16 protein-coding genes, 2 rRNA genes, 1 other RNA gene and 1 other annotated feature are annotated in these 16,273 nt (G+C 39.1%); of the genes, 16 read left to right on the top strand and 3 right to left on the bottom strand.

The annotated features are described in order from the left end of the window. The first annotated feature begins 76 nt into the window (after positions 1-76). The 3 genes from rrf (at position 77) to QI30_RS00360 (ending at position 3,385) form a co-directional block, all read left to right on the top strand. A 5S ribosomal RNA gene (rrf, locus tag QI30_RS00370) occupies positions 77-192 on the top strand. A gap of 288 nt (positions 193-480) precedes the next feature. Continuing rightward, on the top strand, positions 481-1,944 hold the full coding sequence (gene guaB / locus QI30_RS00365; protein ID WP_126988986.1) for an IMP dehydrogenase: 1,464 nt from the start codon (positions 481-483) through the stop codon (positions 1,942-1,944). A 133-nt stretch (positions 1,945-2,077) separates the two neighbouring features. Further along, complete coding sequence (locus tag QI30_RS00360) at positions 2,078-3,385, top strand: D-alanyl-D-alanine carboxypeptidase family protein (protein ID WP_126988985.1); 1,308 nt, start codon at positions 2,078-2,080, stop codon at positions 3,383-3,385. Positions 3,386-3,410: 25 nt separating this feature from the next. On the opposite strand, the gene QI30_RS00355 is transcribed toward QI30_RS00360, so the two are convergent. After that, the gene (locus tag QI30_RS00355) at positions 3,411-4,820 is read right to left on the bottom strand and encodes a PLP-dependent aminotransferase family protein (RefSeq protein WP_126988984.1); all 1,410 of its coding nucleotides are present in this window, start codon (positions 4,818-4,820) and stop codon (positions 3,411-3,413) included. A gap of 105 nt (positions 4,821-4,925) precedes the next feature. Here QI30_RS00355 and pdxS point away from each other — a divergent pair, with 105 nt between their 5' ends. The 3 genes from pdxS to serS all read left to right on the top strand — a co-directional run bounded on the left by pdxS (position 4,926) and on the right by serS (position 7,979). Next, the gene (gene pdxS, locus QI30_RS00350) at positions 4,926-5,810 is read left to right on the top strand and encodes a pyridoxal 5'-phosphate synthase lyase subunit PdxS (RefSeq protein ID WP_126988983.1); all 885 of its coding nucleotides are present in this window, start codon (positions 4,926-4,928) and stop codon (positions 5,808-5,810) included. Beyond that, entirely contained in the window at positions 5,810-6,403 is a 594-nt protein-coding gene (pdxT, locus tag QI30_RS00345; protein WP_126988982.1) for a pyridoxal 5'-phosphate synthase glutaminase subunit PdxT, read from the top strand. Before pdxS ends, pdxT begins: the two co-directional genes overlap by 1 nt. 18 nt (positions 6,404-6,421) lie before the next feature. After that, positions 6,422-6,636: a binding site (T-box leader), on the top strand. A gap of 62 nt (positions 6,637-6,698) precedes the next feature. After that, positions 6,699-7,979, top strand: coding sequence for a serine--tRNA ligase (gene serS, locus QI30_RS00340; RefSeq protein WP_126988981.1), 1,281 nt, complete (start codon positions 6,699-6,701; stop codon positions 7,977-7,979). Between the two features lie 147 nt (positions 7,980-8,126). Here the strand turns inward: serS and tadA are convergent, their stop codons facing one another. After that, on the bottom strand, positions 8,127-8,645 hold the full coding sequence (gene tadA / locus QI30_RS00335) for a tRNA adenosine(34) deaminase TadA (RefSeq protein ID WP_126988980.1): 519 nt from the start codon (positions 8,643-8,645) through the stop codon (positions 8,127-8,129). A gap of 116 nt (positions 8,646-8,761) precedes the next feature. On the opposite strand from tadA, the gene QI30_RS00330 reads away from it, so the two are divergent. The 3 genes from QI30_RS00330 to QI30_RS00320 all read left to right on the top strand — a co-directional run bounded on the left by QI30_RS00330 (position 8,762) and on the right by QI30_RS00320 (position 10,689). Continuing rightward, the gene (locus tag QI30_RS00330) at positions 8,762-9,397 is read left to right on the top strand and encodes a deoxynucleoside kinase (RefSeq protein WP_126988979.1); all 636 of its coding nucleotides are present in this window, start codon (positions 8,762-8,764) and stop codon (positions 9,395-9,397) included. After that, complete coding sequence (locus QI30_RS00325) at positions 9,398-10,069, top strand: deoxynucleoside kinase (protein WP_126988978.1); 672 nt, start codon at positions 9,398-9,400, stop codon at positions 10,067-10,069. It begins immediately after the preceding gene. Between the two features lie 62 nt (positions 10,070-10,131). Then, complete coding sequence (locus tag QI30_RS00320) at positions 10,132-10,689, top strand: TIGR00730 family Rossman fold protein (protein ID WP_126988977.1); 558 nt, start codon at positions 10,132-10,134, stop codon at positions 10,687-10,689. A gap of 17 nt (positions 10,690-10,706) precedes the next feature. Here the strand turns inward: QI30_RS00320 and QI30_RS00315 are convergent, their stop codons facing one another. Then, complete coding sequence (locus QI30_RS00315) at positions 10,707-11,138, bottom strand: DUF4395 domain-containing protein (RefSeq protein ID WP_126988976.1); 432 nt, start codon at positions 11,136-11,138, stop codon at positions 10,707-10,709. Positions 11,139-11,278: 140 nt separating this feature from the next. On the opposite strand from QI30_RS00315, the gene QI30_RS00310 reads away from it, so the two are divergent. The 7 genes from QI30_RS00310 to QI30_RS00280 all read left to right on the top strand — a co-directional run. Beyond that, positions 11,279-12,130: a GRP family sugar transporter gene (locus tag QI30_RS00310; RefSeq protein WP_126988975.1), complete on the top strand. Its 852-nt coding sequence runs from the start codon at positions 11,279-11,281 to the stop codon at positions 12,128-12,130. Positions 12,131-12,205: 75 nt separating this feature from the next. After that, an RNA gene (gene ffs / locus QI30_RS00305) (signal recognition particle sRNA large type) lies at positions 12,206-12,471 on the top strand. A gap of 106 nt (positions 12,472-12,577) precedes the next feature. Beyond that, the gene (gene dnaX / locus QI30_RS00300; RefSeq protein ID WP_126988974.1) at positions 12,578-14,356 is read left to right on the top strand and encodes a DNA polymerase III subunit gamma/tau; all 1,779 of its coding nucleotides are present in this window, start codon (positions 12,578-12,580) and stop codon (positions 14,354-14,356) included. A gap of 27 nt (positions 14,357-14,383) precedes the next feature. Beyond that, on the top strand, positions 14,384-14,701 hold the full coding sequence (locus QI30_RS00295) for a YbaB/EbfC family nucleoid-associated protein (RefSeq protein WP_126988973.1): 318 nt from the start codon (positions 14,384-14,386) through the stop codon (positions 14,699-14,701). Between the two features lie 25 nt (positions 14,702-14,726). After that, on the top strand, positions 14,727-15,323 hold the full coding sequence (gene recR / locus QI30_RS00290) for a recombination mediator RecR (RefSeq protein ID WP_126988972.1): 597 nt from the start codon (positions 14,727-14,729) through the stop codon (positions 15,321-15,323). A 15-nt stretch (positions 15,324-15,338) separates the two neighbouring features. Beyond that, positions 15,339-15,554 (top strand): YaaL family protein, encoded by a 216-nt coding sequence (locus tag QI30_RS00285; RefSeq protein WP_126988971.1) that lies wholly within the window; start codon positions 15,339-15,341, stop codon positions 15,552-15,554. 619 nt (positions 15,555-16,173) lie between these two features. Further along, a 16S ribosomal RNA gene (locus tag QI30_RS00280) occupies positions 16,174-16,273 on the top strand; the annotation flags it as partial.

Genomic DNA, 16,273 nt, shown 5'->3' with positions numbered 1-16,273 from the left:
CTAATAGGTCGAGGACTTAACCAAATATACTTTCATGTCACAGTTTATCCAGTTTTGAAAGAACAATCTTTCATAGTCTAGTAATGATGGCAAAGAGGTCACACCTGTTCCCATGCCGAACACAGAAGTTAAGCTCTTTAGCGCCGATGGTAGTTGGGGGTTTCCCCCTGCGAGAGTAGGACGTTGCTAGGCACACCGAAGTACTGACAGAAGTCAGTGCTTTTTTTGTGTGAAGAAACCATAATTATATACCAATAGGCATTATATAAAAATAATTAAATGTAAAGACTTAAATAATTTTCATGTAGCTATTTCCCTATGTTTTATAACAAGAATGCTTGAATAAAGCGTTACCATCAACAAGCCATGATAATTAGGAATACTTTGAATACTCTTTCTTTTCTCAATATCTTGACACACTACCTATCTGATTGATAACCTTACAAATAACATATTTTCAAACAGGAGGAGTTATTAAACATGTGGGAAACGAAATTTGCCAAAGAAGGCTTAACATTTGATGACGTATTATTAGTGCCAGCACACTCAGAGGTATTACCAAAAGAGGTAAGCTTAGCAGTAGAACTAACACCAAAAATTAAATTAAACATTCCATTAATCAGTGCGGGTATGGATACAGTTACAGAAGCATCAATGGCAATTGCTATGGCACGTCAAGGCGGTCTAGGAATCATTCACAAAAACATGTCAGTAGAAGAACAGGCAGATCACGTTGAACGCGTAAAACGTTCTGAAAACGGCGTTATCACAAATCCATTTTTCTTAACACCTTCACATCAAGTATTTGATGCAGAACATCTAATGGGCAAATATAAAATCTCAGGTGTTCCAATCGTAAACAATGAAGAAGATTTAACTTTAGTTGGTATCATTACAAATCGTGACTTACGTTACATTTCAGATTACTCATTACAAATTTCAGATGTTATGACGAAAGAAGACTTAATCACAGCTCCTGTAGGTACAACTTTAGAAGAAGCTGAAAAAATTCTTCAACAACACAAAATCGAAAAGCTACCATTAGTTGATAATGATGGTATCTTAAAAGGTTTAATTACAATCAAAGATATTGAAAAAGTAATTGAATATCCAAATGCAGCTAAAGATGAATTTGGTCGTCTTTTAGTAGGTGCAGCTGTAGGTGTTACTGCAGATGCTGTAAAACGTATCGAAAAATTAGTAGAGGCACAAGTTGATGTTATCGTTATCGATACAGCACACGGTCACTCAGAAGGCGTAATTAACTCAGTAAAAGCTATTCGCGATCGCTTCCCAGAAGTAGCAATCATTGCTGGTAACGTAGCAACTGCTGAAGGTGCTGCTGCACTATTCGACGTTGGTGTAGACGTTGTTAAAGTTGGTATCGGACCAGGTTCTATTTGTACTACTCGTGTCGTTGCTGGTGTTGGTGTACCACAGATTACAGCAGTTTATGACTGTGCTACAGTTGCACGTGAACGTGGTAAAGCAATCATCGCGGATGGTGGTATTAAATACTCTGGCGATATCGTAAAGGCGCTAGCAGCTGGTGGTAACGCCGTAATGCTAGGTTCATTACTTGCAGGTACTTCTGAATCACCTGGGGATACTGAAATCTTCCAAGGTCGTCGTTTTAAAGTTTACCGCGGTATGGGTTCATTAGGCGCAATGGAAAAAGGTTCAAAAGACCGTTACTTCCAAGAAGATGCTAAAAAATTAGTGCCAGAAGGTATTGAAGGTCGTCTTCCATACAAAGGACCTTTATCAGATACAGTTTACCAACTAGTTGGTGGTATCCGTGCTGGTATGGGTTACTGCGGCGCTCCTGATTTACAACACCTACGTGATGAAGCACAATTCGTTCGCATGACAGGTGCAGGTTTACGTGAGTCTCACCCACATGACGTACAAATTACAAAAGAAGCACCAAACTATTCAATTTAATTAAAATAAATAAAAGCAGGTAGCGTAGTAAATAGGCTACCTGCTTTTTTGTATGTGGATTTGATACAATGTTGTATTTCAATCTATGATAAAATGGGAAAGATAAATACATAGATTGATGGAGGGTATGGCGTTGAAAAAACGGTGGAAAGCAGCATCTATACGAGTGCTATTAGCGTTCGTTTTAGTTGTAAGTATGTTAGAAATAAGTCTTACTTCTGCAAGCGCTAAAAACGATGAACCAACTGTATTAGCAAAAGCAGCAATTGTCATTGATGCAGATAGCGGTAAAATTTTATACGAAAAAAATGCCAATAAAGCACTTGGTATTGCGAGTATGTCTAAGATGATGACAGAATTCATTCTGCTCGATAAAATTAAAGCAGGAGAAATTTCATGGGATGATAAATACAATGTATCAAAATACGCGTATAAAATTTCTCATGATACGGCATTAAGCAATGTAGCACTGCGTGAAGATGGTGTATATACTGTGCGTGAGCTATACGAAGCAATGGCAATCTATTCTGCAAATGCCGCAACCATTGCATTAACAGAAGTTATGGCAGGCTCTGAGAAAAAATTCTTACCGCTCATGAATAAGAAAGCAAAAGAACTAGGTCTTAAAAAATATACATTTTATAATGCGACTGGCTTAAGTAATTCACAACTTCAAGGCATGCATCCAAAAGGTACCCCGAAAAAGGGTGAAAATAAAATGCCTGCTAAAGAAGTAGCGAAATTATCCTATGAATTATTAAAAGAGCATCCAGAAGTATTAGAAACGGCAAGTATTTTGAAAAAAACATTCGCTAAAGGAACAAAAGATGCGATTCCAATGGAAAACTGGAATTACATGCTAAAGGGTGGCAAATACGAGTATGAAGGTGTAGATGGCTTGAAAACAGGCTCTACCGACTATGCTGGTCAATGTTTTGCTGCAACGGCGAAACAAGGCGATTTGCGCGTTATTACAATTGTAATGGATGCAAAAGAAAAGAATGGCGATAGCACATATAAAGCGCGTTTTGATGCGACAAAAGTGTTGCTTGATTATGCATTTGATAATTTTGAACAGCAAACCATTCTAGCTAAAAATGCAACGTTTAGCGAGCAAAAAACAATTGAAGTAAAAAATGGTAAAGAAAAAACAGTTAAAATTCAAGCGACAGAACCAATTAAAATGGTTGTGAACAAAAATAATATAAAAGCCATTAAGACAGAACTTGTATTAACATATCCTTCGATTTCAGCACCAGTGAAAAAAGGTGCAGTTGTTGGATATGTGAAAGTGACAGGTGATAAGTACGGCTATATCAATCCTACTGAACTAAAATCAAATGTCGTGACAACAACATCTGCATCAGAGCGTGGCTGGTTATCAAAAGGATTTACTGGCCTTGGTGATTTCTTTGAAAATGTTTGGAATAAAGTATTTTAATAAAGTAAAAGGAGCAAATACACTACTATGTATTTGCTCCTTTTTTTAATTGCCATAATTCAAATAATGTTGTGATTGCCTGCGAGATTTTCTCCTCATCAATGCCACCAAAACCTAAAAGTAAATGTTGGGCGTAACGTGCATCGTCTTTTAGTAAATATTGTGATAAAGGAGAAATACGAATATGCGCATCTTTGGCCTGCTTACTTAATTGCTGAGCATTTTGAGGATGCGTGACAGTTAAGGCAATATGCATGCCTGCTTGCTCACCTGAAATATTCACAGCCTCATAATTAGTAATAACAGCAGTCAATTTTTCCAGTTTCTTTCGATAAATTTTACGCATGCGATTTAAGTGCTTTGAAAAATGACCATCTCGCATAAACTGCATTAAAATATGTTGTTCAAAGCGTGGGACAGTGCATGTATAGTACGTAAATAATGCATGATAACGTGGCATCAATTTTTCAGGCAGCACGAAATAAGCAATGCGTAGGGAAGGCATGAGCGATTTAGAAAATGTACTTAAATAAATGACCTTTTGCTGATGATCCATACTTTGTAGGGATGGAATTGGTTTTCCGATATAACGGAACTCACTGTCATAGTCGTCTTCGATAATGTAGCGATTCCCTTGATGACTAGCCCATTGTAAAAGTTGTGCTCTGCGTGGTGCTGACAAGATCGCACCTGTTGGGAATTGATGTGATGGTGTCACATAGACGATATTGGCATCACTCATTTCAAGCTCTGACACATCAAGACCATCTGCATCGATGCGAATAGGTAGGCTTCTTTGGCCGTATTGCTCAATAATATGATGTGTCATTTGATAGCCGGGATTTTCAAGTGCATAGACATTATAGTCCCCGAGAATTTGCAAAATCATTGGAATCAATTGTTCGGTACCAGAGCCAATAACAATTTGCTCTGGGCGACAATGCACGCCGCGTGATTGATAAAGATAACTCGCAATTTCCTCGCGCAGGGCATACTCACCTTGTGCAGAGCCGGCTAATAACAAGCTTTGTTGCTGTTCATCAATGGCATCCTTGGCATAACGTCGCCATGTTGAAAAGGGGAAGGAAGCGGTATCAATGCGACCAGGGCTAAAGTCAATATCATAGCGCGGTGCAGTAGGCTTTGTTTCGGGTACTAAAACGGGTTTATCAATATAGGGAAGTGATGCGATATCTTCCACAAAAAAACCGATGCGAGGTTTTGAAACGATATAGCCCTCTGCAAGTAATTGTCCGTATGCAAGTTCAATAGTCGTTTGGCTCAGCATTAAAAAATCCGCTAATTTTCGCTTGGATGGTAATTTTTTTTCGACCGGAATAGAGCCGTCAATAATGCCACGTTTAATTGCCTCGTAAAGCTGTTCGTATAGAGGCTCTTTGGCATTTTTATCTAATTCAAACATGAGCATATCCATATGAAATTCCTCCTCTGACCTGGTTAAAAATAATAAATCTGAATATTTAGAAATAGTCAAAACTCTTTTACCATGATAGCACAAAGCAATAAAGGAGGAAATGAAATGATTCAGACAGGTGTAGAAACAGTAAAAAGAGGAATGGCTCAAATGCAAAAAGGTGGCGTGATTATGGATGTTATTAACGCGGAGCAAGCAAAAATCGCAGAGGCAGCCGGAGCAACTGCTGTTATGGCATTAGAACGTGTACCTTCTGATATTCGTAAAGCGGGTGGCGTTGCACGTATGGCGGACCCACGTATCGTAGAAGAAGTGATGAATGCGGTGTCGATTCCCGTTATGGCAAAAGCACGTATTGGCCATGTGGTTGAAGCAAGAATATTAGAATCGATGGGTGTGGACTATATCGATGAAAGTGAAGTGCTAACACCTGCAGACGAGGAATATCATTTACTCAAGAGTACATATAATGTGCCGTTTGTATGTGGATGTCGTGATTTAGGCGAAGCTGCGCGTCGTATTGGTGAAGGAGCGGCTATGCTACGCACAAAGGGAGAGCCAGGTACAGGTAATATTGTCGAAGCAGTACGCCATTTACGTCAGGTAAATGCGCAGGTACACCAAGTCGTCAATTTACCAAAAGATGAATTAATGACAATGGCAAAAAATATCGGTGCACCATTTGACGTATTATTGCAGATTCAAGAGGTAGGACATTTACCGGTTGTGAACTTTGCAGCAGGTGGCATTGCAACTCCAGCAGATGCCGCGTTAATGATGGAGCTTGGTGCAGATGGTGTATTTGTCGGCTCTGGTATTTTTAAATCGAGTAACCCAGAAAAATTTGCAAAAGCTATTGTACAGGCCACAACATATTATCAAGATTATGAGCTTATAGCGAATTTATCAAAAGAATTAGGAACGCCAATGAAAGGTCTAGATATTACGAGTATGCCATTTGAAGAGCGTATGCAGGAGCGTGGTTGGTAATGAAAATTGGTGTGGTGGCATTACAAGGTGCGGTAACAGAACATCTGACAGCTCTTTCTGAATTGGGAGCGGAGGCTATTCCTGTGAAAGAAGCTAATCAATTACGAGAGCTCGATGGACTAGTACTACCTGGTGGTGAAAGTACGGCAATACGGCGCTTGATGGATGCAGCACAATTACGAGAGCATTTACAGCTATTCTCACGCGAAAAGCCTGTATTTGGTACATGTGCAGGACTTATTTTATTGGCAAAGGAAGTAATCGCGGAAGAAGCGCATATTGGTACGATGAATGTAGTTGTAGAACGCAATTCATTTGGTCGCCAAATCGATAGTTTTATAACGGATGTCACTGTTCAAGAGAGAAAGATTCCAGCCGTTTTTATTCGTGCGCCGCATATTCAATCTGTAGGAAACAATGTAGAAGTATTAGCAACAGTAGGTGATCGAATTGTCCTTGCACGTGATGGACATTTACTTGGTTGTGCGTTTCATCCAGAGCTAACAGAAGACCGTTATATTTTCGAATTATTTCTCGAAATGGTGAAAAAAAGTGCATCTGCGAGACTTGCATCGCATGAAAATGTGTTGTAAAGTATGGGTAACTTAACATTTAACACGATGATAGGAAGTAGTAACGAATCCGTTTTTTTATAGAGAGTCGACGGCTGGTGGAAGTCGACAAAAACGCTCGCGAATCCGTCCTGGAGTTGCCTTATTGAAACCAGCAGTAGATAGGGCCGGCATCCTAGCCGTTATGAAACAAGTGGAACAGGCATCAGTCTGTTCAATTAGGGTGGCAACGCGGGTATGCTCTCGTCCCTTTACCAAGGGGATGGGAGCATTTTTTTGTACTCTTACATCGATTATCTGAATGGAGGAAAAACATATGTTAGATATTAAACGCGTACGCGCAAATCTTGCAGAAGTAAAAGAAAAATTAGCGCACCGTAACGAAGAACTTGGCACATTTGATCACTTTGAAGAATGGGACCAAAAACGTCGTGATTTAATCGCGAAAACAGAAGAATTAAAAGCAGCACGTAATAAAGCAACAGAAGTCATTGCAGTGAAAAAACGTGCGAAAGAAGATGCACAAGAAGACATCTTAAAAATGCGTGAACTAAGCGCTGAAATTAAAGCATTAGATGTTGAGCTAAATGATATCGAAGAAAAATTCCAAGATATGATGATGCGTCTTCCAAATATTCCACACGAATCAACTCCTGTAGGGGATACAGAAGATGATAACGTGGAAGTTTACACACGTGGCGACGTACCAACATTTGATTTCGAACCAAAAGCTCACTGGGATATTGCAACAGATTTAGGTATTATCGATTTCGAACGCGCAGCAAAAGTAACAGGCTCTCGTTTCGTCTTTTACCGTGGCTTAGGTGCTCGTTTAGAACGTGCGCTTTGGAATTTCATGATGGACTTACATGCAGATAAACATGGCTATGAAGAAATGCTACCACCATATATGGCAAACCGTGCAAGCTTAACTGGTACAGGTCAACTGCCAAAATTCGAAGAAGATGCCTTCTTAATCGAAAAAGAAGATTACTTCCTAATTCCAACAGCTGAAGTGCCAGTAACCAACTTCTACCGTGATGAAATTTTATCAGCAGATATGTTACCACAAGCATTCACAGCCTTCTCTGCTTGCTTCCGTTCAGAAGCAGGTTCTGCTGGCCGTGATACACGTGGCCTAATCCGCCAACACCAATTCAACAAAGTAGAATTAGTACGCTTCGTAAAACCAGAAGAATCTTATGAGCAACTTGAATTATTAACTTCTCATGCAGAAGAAGTATTAACATTACTTGGCTTACCATACCGTAAATTAAGCATGTGTACAGCTGACTTAGGCTTCACTGCTGCGAAAAAATACGATTTAGAAGTATGGATTCCAGCCCAAGATAAATTCCGTGAAATCTCTTCTTGCTCAAACTTTGAAGATTTCCAAGCACGTCGAGCAGGCATCCGCTTCCGTCGTGATAAAACAGCAAAACCAGAATATGTTCACACATTAAACGGTTCAGGTCTTGCAGTAGGTCGTACAATCGCGGCTATTTTAGAAAACTACCAACAAGCAGATGGTTCTGTGAAAATTCCAGAAGCGCTTGTACCATACATGGGCGGCGTAACTGAAATTAAAGCAAAATAATCGATAACGAAAAAGAGGCTTTGACATACGTGTAAAAATAGCCTCTCATATGAGTATAAGAAAAACCGGAATCGCGCGGTGGCGCGGTTCCGGTTTTTCGTTGCGAACGCTAAAAAAGGAACATGACATTTTGTGACAGCCACTTTTTTATTGATCTTTATGCGCTTGCTCTGCTAACTTACGCAGTCGTTTTTGTTCTTTTTTACGTGCGCGTAGTTCACGGAAGAAATCGGTTAATAGTGCACCAGTTTCTTCTGCAAGCACGCCTTCTGTAACGTCGCATTCATGATTAAAGCGAGCGTCATTTAATAAGTGATAAAGTGAATCGACACAGCCCGCCTTTATATCACGTGCGCCGTACACAACACGTGGTACACGCGATTGTAAAATAGCACCTGCACACATCGGGCAAGGCTCAAGTGTGACATAAAGCGTTGTTTCCTCAAGGCGCCAACTACCGATTACTTCGCAAGCTTGTTGGATGGCCATGAGTTCGGCATGGGTAATGGCATTTTGTGACGTTTCACGTAAATTATGCGCGCGTGCAATAATTTCATCGTTGTAGACAACTATGGCTCCAATTGGTACTTCACCAATCGCCGCGGCTTTTGTGGCTTCATTTATCGCTTCTTGCATGAAGCGTACATCTTTCTGTTGTTGATCCATTTTTAGACTCCTTTACTGAGTTTGAAGAATTTCGACAATTCATTATAACTGTCGTAACGTTTCGGTCTGTGATAAAATATTTTACATTGATGAAAAAAAGCGAAGGGGGACTTCTGATGCCTACACCATTTATTACGGTTGAAGGACCGATTGGCGTCGGGAAAACGTCGCTCTCTAAAATAGTATCGGAAACATTTGAGTTTCACTTATTAAAAGAGATTGTAGACGAAAATCCGTTTTTAAATAAGTTTTACGAAGACATCGATGAATGGAGCTTCCAAACAGAGATGTTTTTCTTGTGCAATCGTTACAAACAATTAACAGACATTAAAAAGTATATTTTAGCTGAGAATCATCCAGTTGTCGCAGATTATCACATTTTCAAAAATTTAATTTTTGCAAAACGTACACTGAAGCCAACTGAATATCATAAGTATGAAGAAATTTATCGTATTTTAACAGCAGATATGCCAAAACCAAATATCGTTATTTACTTAGATGCATCAGTAGATACGTTGATGAAACGTATCGCGATGCGTGGTCGCGAGTTCGAAAAAATGATTTCGCGTGATTATATGGAGCAGCTTGTTGAAGATTATCATACATTTATTGAAAGCTTCGAAAAAAGCCATCCAGACATTCCGGTTATTCGCGTGAATGGTGATGAATTAGATTTCGTCCAACACGCAGCGGACCTTCAAAGAATTTTACGCAAGATTGATGAAACGTTACAACAAAGGAGCTTTAAATAAATGAATTTACGAGAAAAATATGGTATCCCGTCAAATGCGGTGATTACAATTGCGGGAACAGTGGGTGTTGGTAAATCAACGATGACAAAAGCACTTGCTGAGGCACTTAACTTTCGTACATCTTTTGAAAAGGTAGATACTAACCCATACTTAGATAAATTTTATGATGACTTTGAAAAATGGAGCTTCCATTTACAAATTTACTTCCTAGCAGAACGCTTTAAAGAACAGAAGCGTATTTTTGAATATGGTGGCGGCTTTATCCAAGACCGTTCTATCTATGAAGATACCGGCATTTTTGCAAAAATGCATTATGATAAAGGGACAATGTCACCAACAGACTACGAAACATATACAAATCTATTTGATGCAATGGTGATGACACCGTACTTCCCACACCCAGATTTATTAATTTACTTAGAAGGTTCAATTGACAATATTATTGACCGTATTGAAGAACGTGGTCGCCCAATGGAGCAACAAACAGATAAAGCGTACTGGCATGAAATGCATGACCGATATGATACATGGATTGATAATTTCAATTCATGCCCAGTGCTTCGTTTAGATATCAATGATTACGATTTAATGAAAGATCCGCAAACAATTGAGCATATTTTAGAACGTATCGCTCACTTTATGGAGCAAACTTCGCATTTACGCCGTCGCTAATTAGTAGGAGACTATCACATTTTGTGGTAGTCTTTTTTTATCAGCAAAGGAAGGTGTTCAACATGAGAGTAGCAATTTACTGTGGATCACGAGAAGGAAACAACCCGATTTATATAGAAAAAGCAATCGAGCTAGGTCGCACATTAGCGGAGAATGGCATCGGTGTTGTATATGGTGGTGCGAATAATGGTGTCATGGGCGCTGTGGCAGATGCCGCATTAGCAGCGGGTGGTGAAGTCATTGGCGTCACACCAGCATTTGATGAGTGGAATGAAGTAACGCACTTAGGATTAACCGAGCTACACTACGTCAGTACGATGCATGAGCGTAAAGCATTGATGATTCAATTATCGGATTTATTTATCGCATTACCAGGTGGTGCAGGGACAATGGATGAATTTTTCGATGTCTTTACACTAACGCAGATTGGTCAACAAGACAAAGCAGTTTGTTTATATAATGTGAATCATTTCTATGAGCCATTACGCACGCACTTCGATAAAATGGTAGCGGAAGGCTTTATGCCAACGGAGCATTTGGAGTTACTACATATGCTTGAAACACCACAGGATGCACTAAACTTAGTTGCAAAAATCGAAGCAAAGCAAAAAAGTCTATAAAAAAAACGAGGCAGGGATTAAACCTTTGCCTCGTTTTTTTTCAATTTATAGCGTAATTGATTGATTTGGAAAAATAGAAAACAGCCGATGCAAAAACCTAAGATGGCAATACCTGATGCGAGTGCCACCATGATTGTAAATACATAGCCCATTACAGTTAAGCCGCTTGTGAATCCGATTAGGCCAAGTGTAAGACATGTAATCGCAATCGTCGAGTTAAATTTTTGCTGCGTCACATCTTCAGGGATGTAATCAGACGGTCTTTTCTTTAAGAAACGGCGTCCGATTTTAATCACCGGATTGAAGTTGAAAAGCAGCCCACCTAAATTACATACGAGTGGTACTAATAAGAGCCATGGACTAATAAACCAACTAGCAACGGTAAATAATAAAATCGTCCATTGATTGGCGCGAACTAATGGGCGTGGAATAAATGGAGGCTTTGACATACTAACCAACCTTTCTTAAAGAAAATGAATTTCCTTTATCATAATCCTTTAAAGACTTTAAATCAAATTGTTTTACTTGGTATTTTAATTTGTTTAAAAATAGGTTGAATGGTAATGAAATAATGAAGGGAGTTTTGCGTATGGAGTTATTGATAGCCATTTTACCAGCGATTTTCTGGGGTAGCCAAGTGTTAATCACAATGAAAATCGGTGGCGGCGCTTATAGCCAAACATTAGGTACAGCAATTGGTGCACTTGCATTTTCACTCGCTATTTATTTTACAGTGCAACCAGAGCTATCATTGCTTATTTTTGGGGTAGGCTTTGTATCAGGATTATTTTGGGCAATTGGACAAGGAAATCAACTTATTGCAGTTAATAATATTGGTGTATCAAAGGCAATGCCCATTTCAACCGGTCTTCAATTAGTGGGGACAGCATTATTTGGCGTCATCGTGTTTCATGAATGGAAAACGACAACCGCGATTATACTCGGTGTCATTGCGATTGCCTGTATTTTAGTCGGTATTATTTTCACATCAAAAGATGATCATGATGAGGAAGGAAAAGCAAACTTTAAAAAAGGTATGATAACACTGCTGATTTCGACAGCTGGATTTATCGGTTATGCAGTTATTGCACGTTTCTTTGAAGTGACGAGCTGGGAACTTGTATTACCGCAGGCGATCGGGATGGGCGTTGGTGCACTTGCTTTAACCATGCGTCACAATCCATTTAATAAATATGCGCTTCTTAATATTATTCCAGGTCTTGTATGGGCAGCGGGGAATTTATTCTTATTCATTTCGCAGCCAAAAGTAGGCGTCGCAATTAGTTTCTCACTATCACAATGCGGGGTCATTATTTCTACGCTAGGCGGGATATTCTTACTTGGCGAAAAGAAAACAAAGAAGCAACTTATCTATATTGTAATTGGCATTTTATTAATTATTGCAGGGGTTGCGATGCTAGGTATTACGAAAAATAATTAATATATTGCGATAAGTTTTTGAAATTGTATGGTTTTAGGTTGATTTTTTATAAAATCATTTATATACTAGTTATTGCTATGCTAGGTGGGGAGGTAGCGGTGCCCTATAACTCGCAATCCGCTTTAGCGAGACTGAAGTCCTTTTCGAGGCTGTCCGTATGTTTGGTCTGCCTCGTGCACGTAGTGTTGAAGATTGGGTCCTGCGCAATGAGCGCTTATGAACCATGTCAGGTCCGGAAGGAAGCAGCATTAAGTAGGTTAACTCATGTGCCGTGGGGTAGCCTGATCTGAGCTGGCGACAGGAGTAACGCTTGTGTACGGCAGTCGAAGAAAGGTGCATGGCATTAATATGCATATTCAACTCATCCGATTTATCGGGTGAGTTTTTTTCTTGTCTAAATGGTATAATAAAATTAAGTGATTTCAACTAGAAAAGGAGACAAAAACGTTGGCATATCAAGCTTTTTATCGCGTATATCGCCCGCAAACCTTCCGAGAAGTGTCGGGCCAGACGCATGTGAAACGTACATTACAAAATGCGCTTGAAGCAAATAAAACAACGCATGCTTATTTATTCTCAGGCCCTCGTGGTACCGGCAAGACAAGTATGGCGCGTATTTTTGCGAAAGCACTCAACTGTGAACATGCCGTAGCAGGCGAGCCATGTAACGAATGTGCGCATTGTAAAGAAATTAATGAAGGTAAATCCAATGACGTTTTTGAATACGATGCGGCGTCAAACTCTCGTGTAGAAGATATGCGTGAAATGCTCGAATTTATCGACCGCGCTCCTTCATACGGCATGCGCTATAAAATTTACATTATCGATGAAGTGCATATGCTTTCTACAAGTGCCTTCAATGCATTATTAAAAACATTAGAAGAGCCTCCTGCACATGTCGTTTTTGTGTTAGCAACAACGGAGCCTCATAAAATTCCCGCAACCATTATTTCACGTACACAACGCTTCGACTTTAAACGCTTATCTTCAAGTGATTTAGTAGAGCGCATGAAAATCGTGTTAGAAGATATTGATTTAGATTATGATGAGCGTGCATTAAAAGTCATCGCACAAGCTGCTGCTGGTGGTATGCGTGATGCACTTAGTATGCTTGATCAAGTTGTATCGTTTAGTGAAAGTGAAGTAACACTAGAGGATGCGCTATTTGTGACAGGCTCTATTGGCCAAGATGTCTTTTATGATTTGGCACAAAGCCTTGCACAAAAAGATATTGCAAATGTCTTAGCGATGTTAGAGAAGCTAATGAGTGAAGGAAAAGATGCTGTTCGCTTATCGGAGGATTTTATTACATTCTTCCGTGATTTGCTACTTATTCAAACAGCACCGGACCTAGAAGAGTTGTTAGAGCTTGCTTCTACAGATGAAAAGTTTAAAGAACTTGCGAATAGCTTCTCGATGGATACACTTTATACGTATATCGACATTTTATCGAAAACACAGCAAGAGATGCGTTTCTCGTTACATTCGAAGGTATATTTAGAAACAGCGCTCCTAAAAATGGTTCAAAGTGGTGTTTCACGTGTAACAACTGCTGAAAATCCGGCAGGAATGCCAGAAGTCGCTGCACTTCAACAGCAAGTAAATGAATTACAGCAGCTTGTACTGCAAATGCAAAAAGGTGGCATGATGCCTCAACAACCACAGGCATCTGAACCAAAAGAAAAAAGCCCGCGTCGCTCTCGTCAGCGTAGCAATGAATTCCAAGTACAAGTTGGACGTATTCAAGAAGTAATGAAGCGGGCAACACGAGGCGACTTGCGTAAAATTCAAGAGATTTGGCCAAATGCAGTTGCACAGATTCCAAAATCCCAAGCGGCACTTTTAACAGATGCACAGCCAGTTGCTTCTTCAAATGATGCATTCGTACTTCAGTTTAAAGAAGATATCTATTGCCAAATCGCGGCGGATAATCCACAGTTTATGCAGCAATTCCCACAAGTTATTGCGGGAATGACAGGTACCATGTACGATATTGTTTTTGTCCCAGAACAACGCTGGCTTAAACTTCGTGAGGAATTTTTCTCACATTATCAGAAGTCTAAACTACAACAAACTACGGAAGAAAATCCGTCTACGAGTGGCGAAGAAGCCGAAGAAAATGTACAATCAATGTTAGTTGAAGAACAACAAGCCTCGGTTAATCCAGTAGTGGATGAGGCAATGAAGCTATTCGGCGAAGATTTTGTCGAAGTAGTGGAAGATTAAATCATTATATCCAAGGAGGAATTTAATATGCGCGGTGGCGGTAACATGAATCAAATGATGAAACAAATGCAAAAAATGCAAAAGAAAATGATGGAAGCTCAAGGTGAACTAGAAGAAAGCACTTTCGAAGGTTCAGCTAGTAACGGTTTAGTAAAAGTAACTGTATCAGGTAAAAAAGAAATCACAGACGTTGAAATTAACCCAGAAGTAGTAGATCCAGACGATGTTGAGCTATTACAAGATATGATCATTATTGCTGTAAACAATGCAATGGAAGCTGTTGATAAAGAAACATCTTCTAAAATGGGTCAATTCACAAAAGGCTTAAACATTCCAGGTCTATAATTTAAAGCTATAGGAGGGAATGGGTATGCATTATCCTGAACCAATATCACGATTAATTGATAGCTTTATGAAATTGCCAGGCATTGGGCCAAAAACAGCCTCTCGCTTGGCATTTTTCGTGCTAACAATGGAAGAAGATAGCGTACTTACTTTCGCTAAATCACTTGTTGATGCAAAACGTGAACTCACATATTGCTCAACCTGTGGACACATTACGGATGTCGACCCTTGCCATATTTGCCAAGACCCTAGACGTGACCGTTCAATGATTTGTGTCGTTCAAGATACGAAAGATGTCATTGCAATGGAAAAAATGCGTGATTATAATGGGTTATATCATGTTTTACAAGGTGCGATTTCACCAATGGACGGCATTGGACCAGAAGATATTAATATTCCAGCACTTATTCAACGTTTACACAATGATGAAGTGCAGGAATTAATCTTAGCAACAAATCCTACAATTGAAGGAGAAGCGACAGCAATGTATATTTCTCGTCTCGTGAAACCATCTGGTATTAAAACGACGCGTATTGCGCATGGTTTGCCAGTTGGTGGGGATTTAGAATATGCAGATGAAGTGACGCTTTCAAAAGCACTTGAAGGACGTAGAGAACTGTAAAGAGAGGTCACATCTATGTTTTTTAGTAAAAAACAAAAACTTCGCCGAGAATATGACGAAAAACTTGTTGGTTTAATTAAAGGAGCAAAGCAAGACCTCGATGACATACAGCATCTAGAAGGCATTGCCGATGATTTTGAGCTTAGTACAATCGCTCAAAAGAAAATTGCTGAAAGTAAATATTTCTATTTATTTAAAGAAGCACGTATTCGTAAAGTGTTAATTAAATAATAATGGAAGAATCGCATGAAAATGCGGTTCTTTTTTTGTGCCTTTTGGAGATGATAAATTACTAGTACATAGAGCAGACGAAAGATGTGTGGTAAATGATGTCGAATATTAAGCCATGTAAACAAGGATCGGAACTAAACTCAGGATTTTATACTTATTATGTTAAGAAACTACTAGTAGCAATATTTGATTTTATATTCTATAAGAAGAAACAGCATTGAAATGCTTCGAAGATAGCTAAGAAAGCCCAGTTTTATAATGAAATATAAAGTATTTTAAAATAAATAATAAAAAAGACGTAAAATGTATTGCAAAGATCTAGAATGCATGTTATTATATAATAGTTCTCGACAAAGAGAGCACATTTATAAAAAATCAATTGACATTTTACAAAATATCTTTTAGAATATTTGAAGTCGTTAAAAACTTTTGAAAAAAGTTGTTGACAACAAAATGTTATGATGATATAATAAATGAGTCGTTAAGATAACGGCAAACGAAATGAACCTTGAAAACTGAACAAGCAAGATGTAATCACAATAAATTCGGTTCAATTGAATCGAAAAAAATGTTATCAAGCAAGATAACGCTAGCAAAGCAAATGAGCTTTCAAACACTTTTTATGGAGAGTTTGATCCTGGCTCAGGACGAACGCTGGCGGCGTGCCTAATACATGCAAGTCGAGCGAATGATGAGAAGCTTGCTTCTCTGATTTAGCG

Source organism: Candidatus Kurthia intestinigallinarum (assembly GCF_003991225.1).
Taxonomy (GTDB): Bacteria; Bacillota; Bacilli; order Bacillales_A; family Planococcaceae; genus Kurthia; species Kurthia populi.
This window is presented reverse-complemented; position numbering and strand designations above follow the sequence as displayed.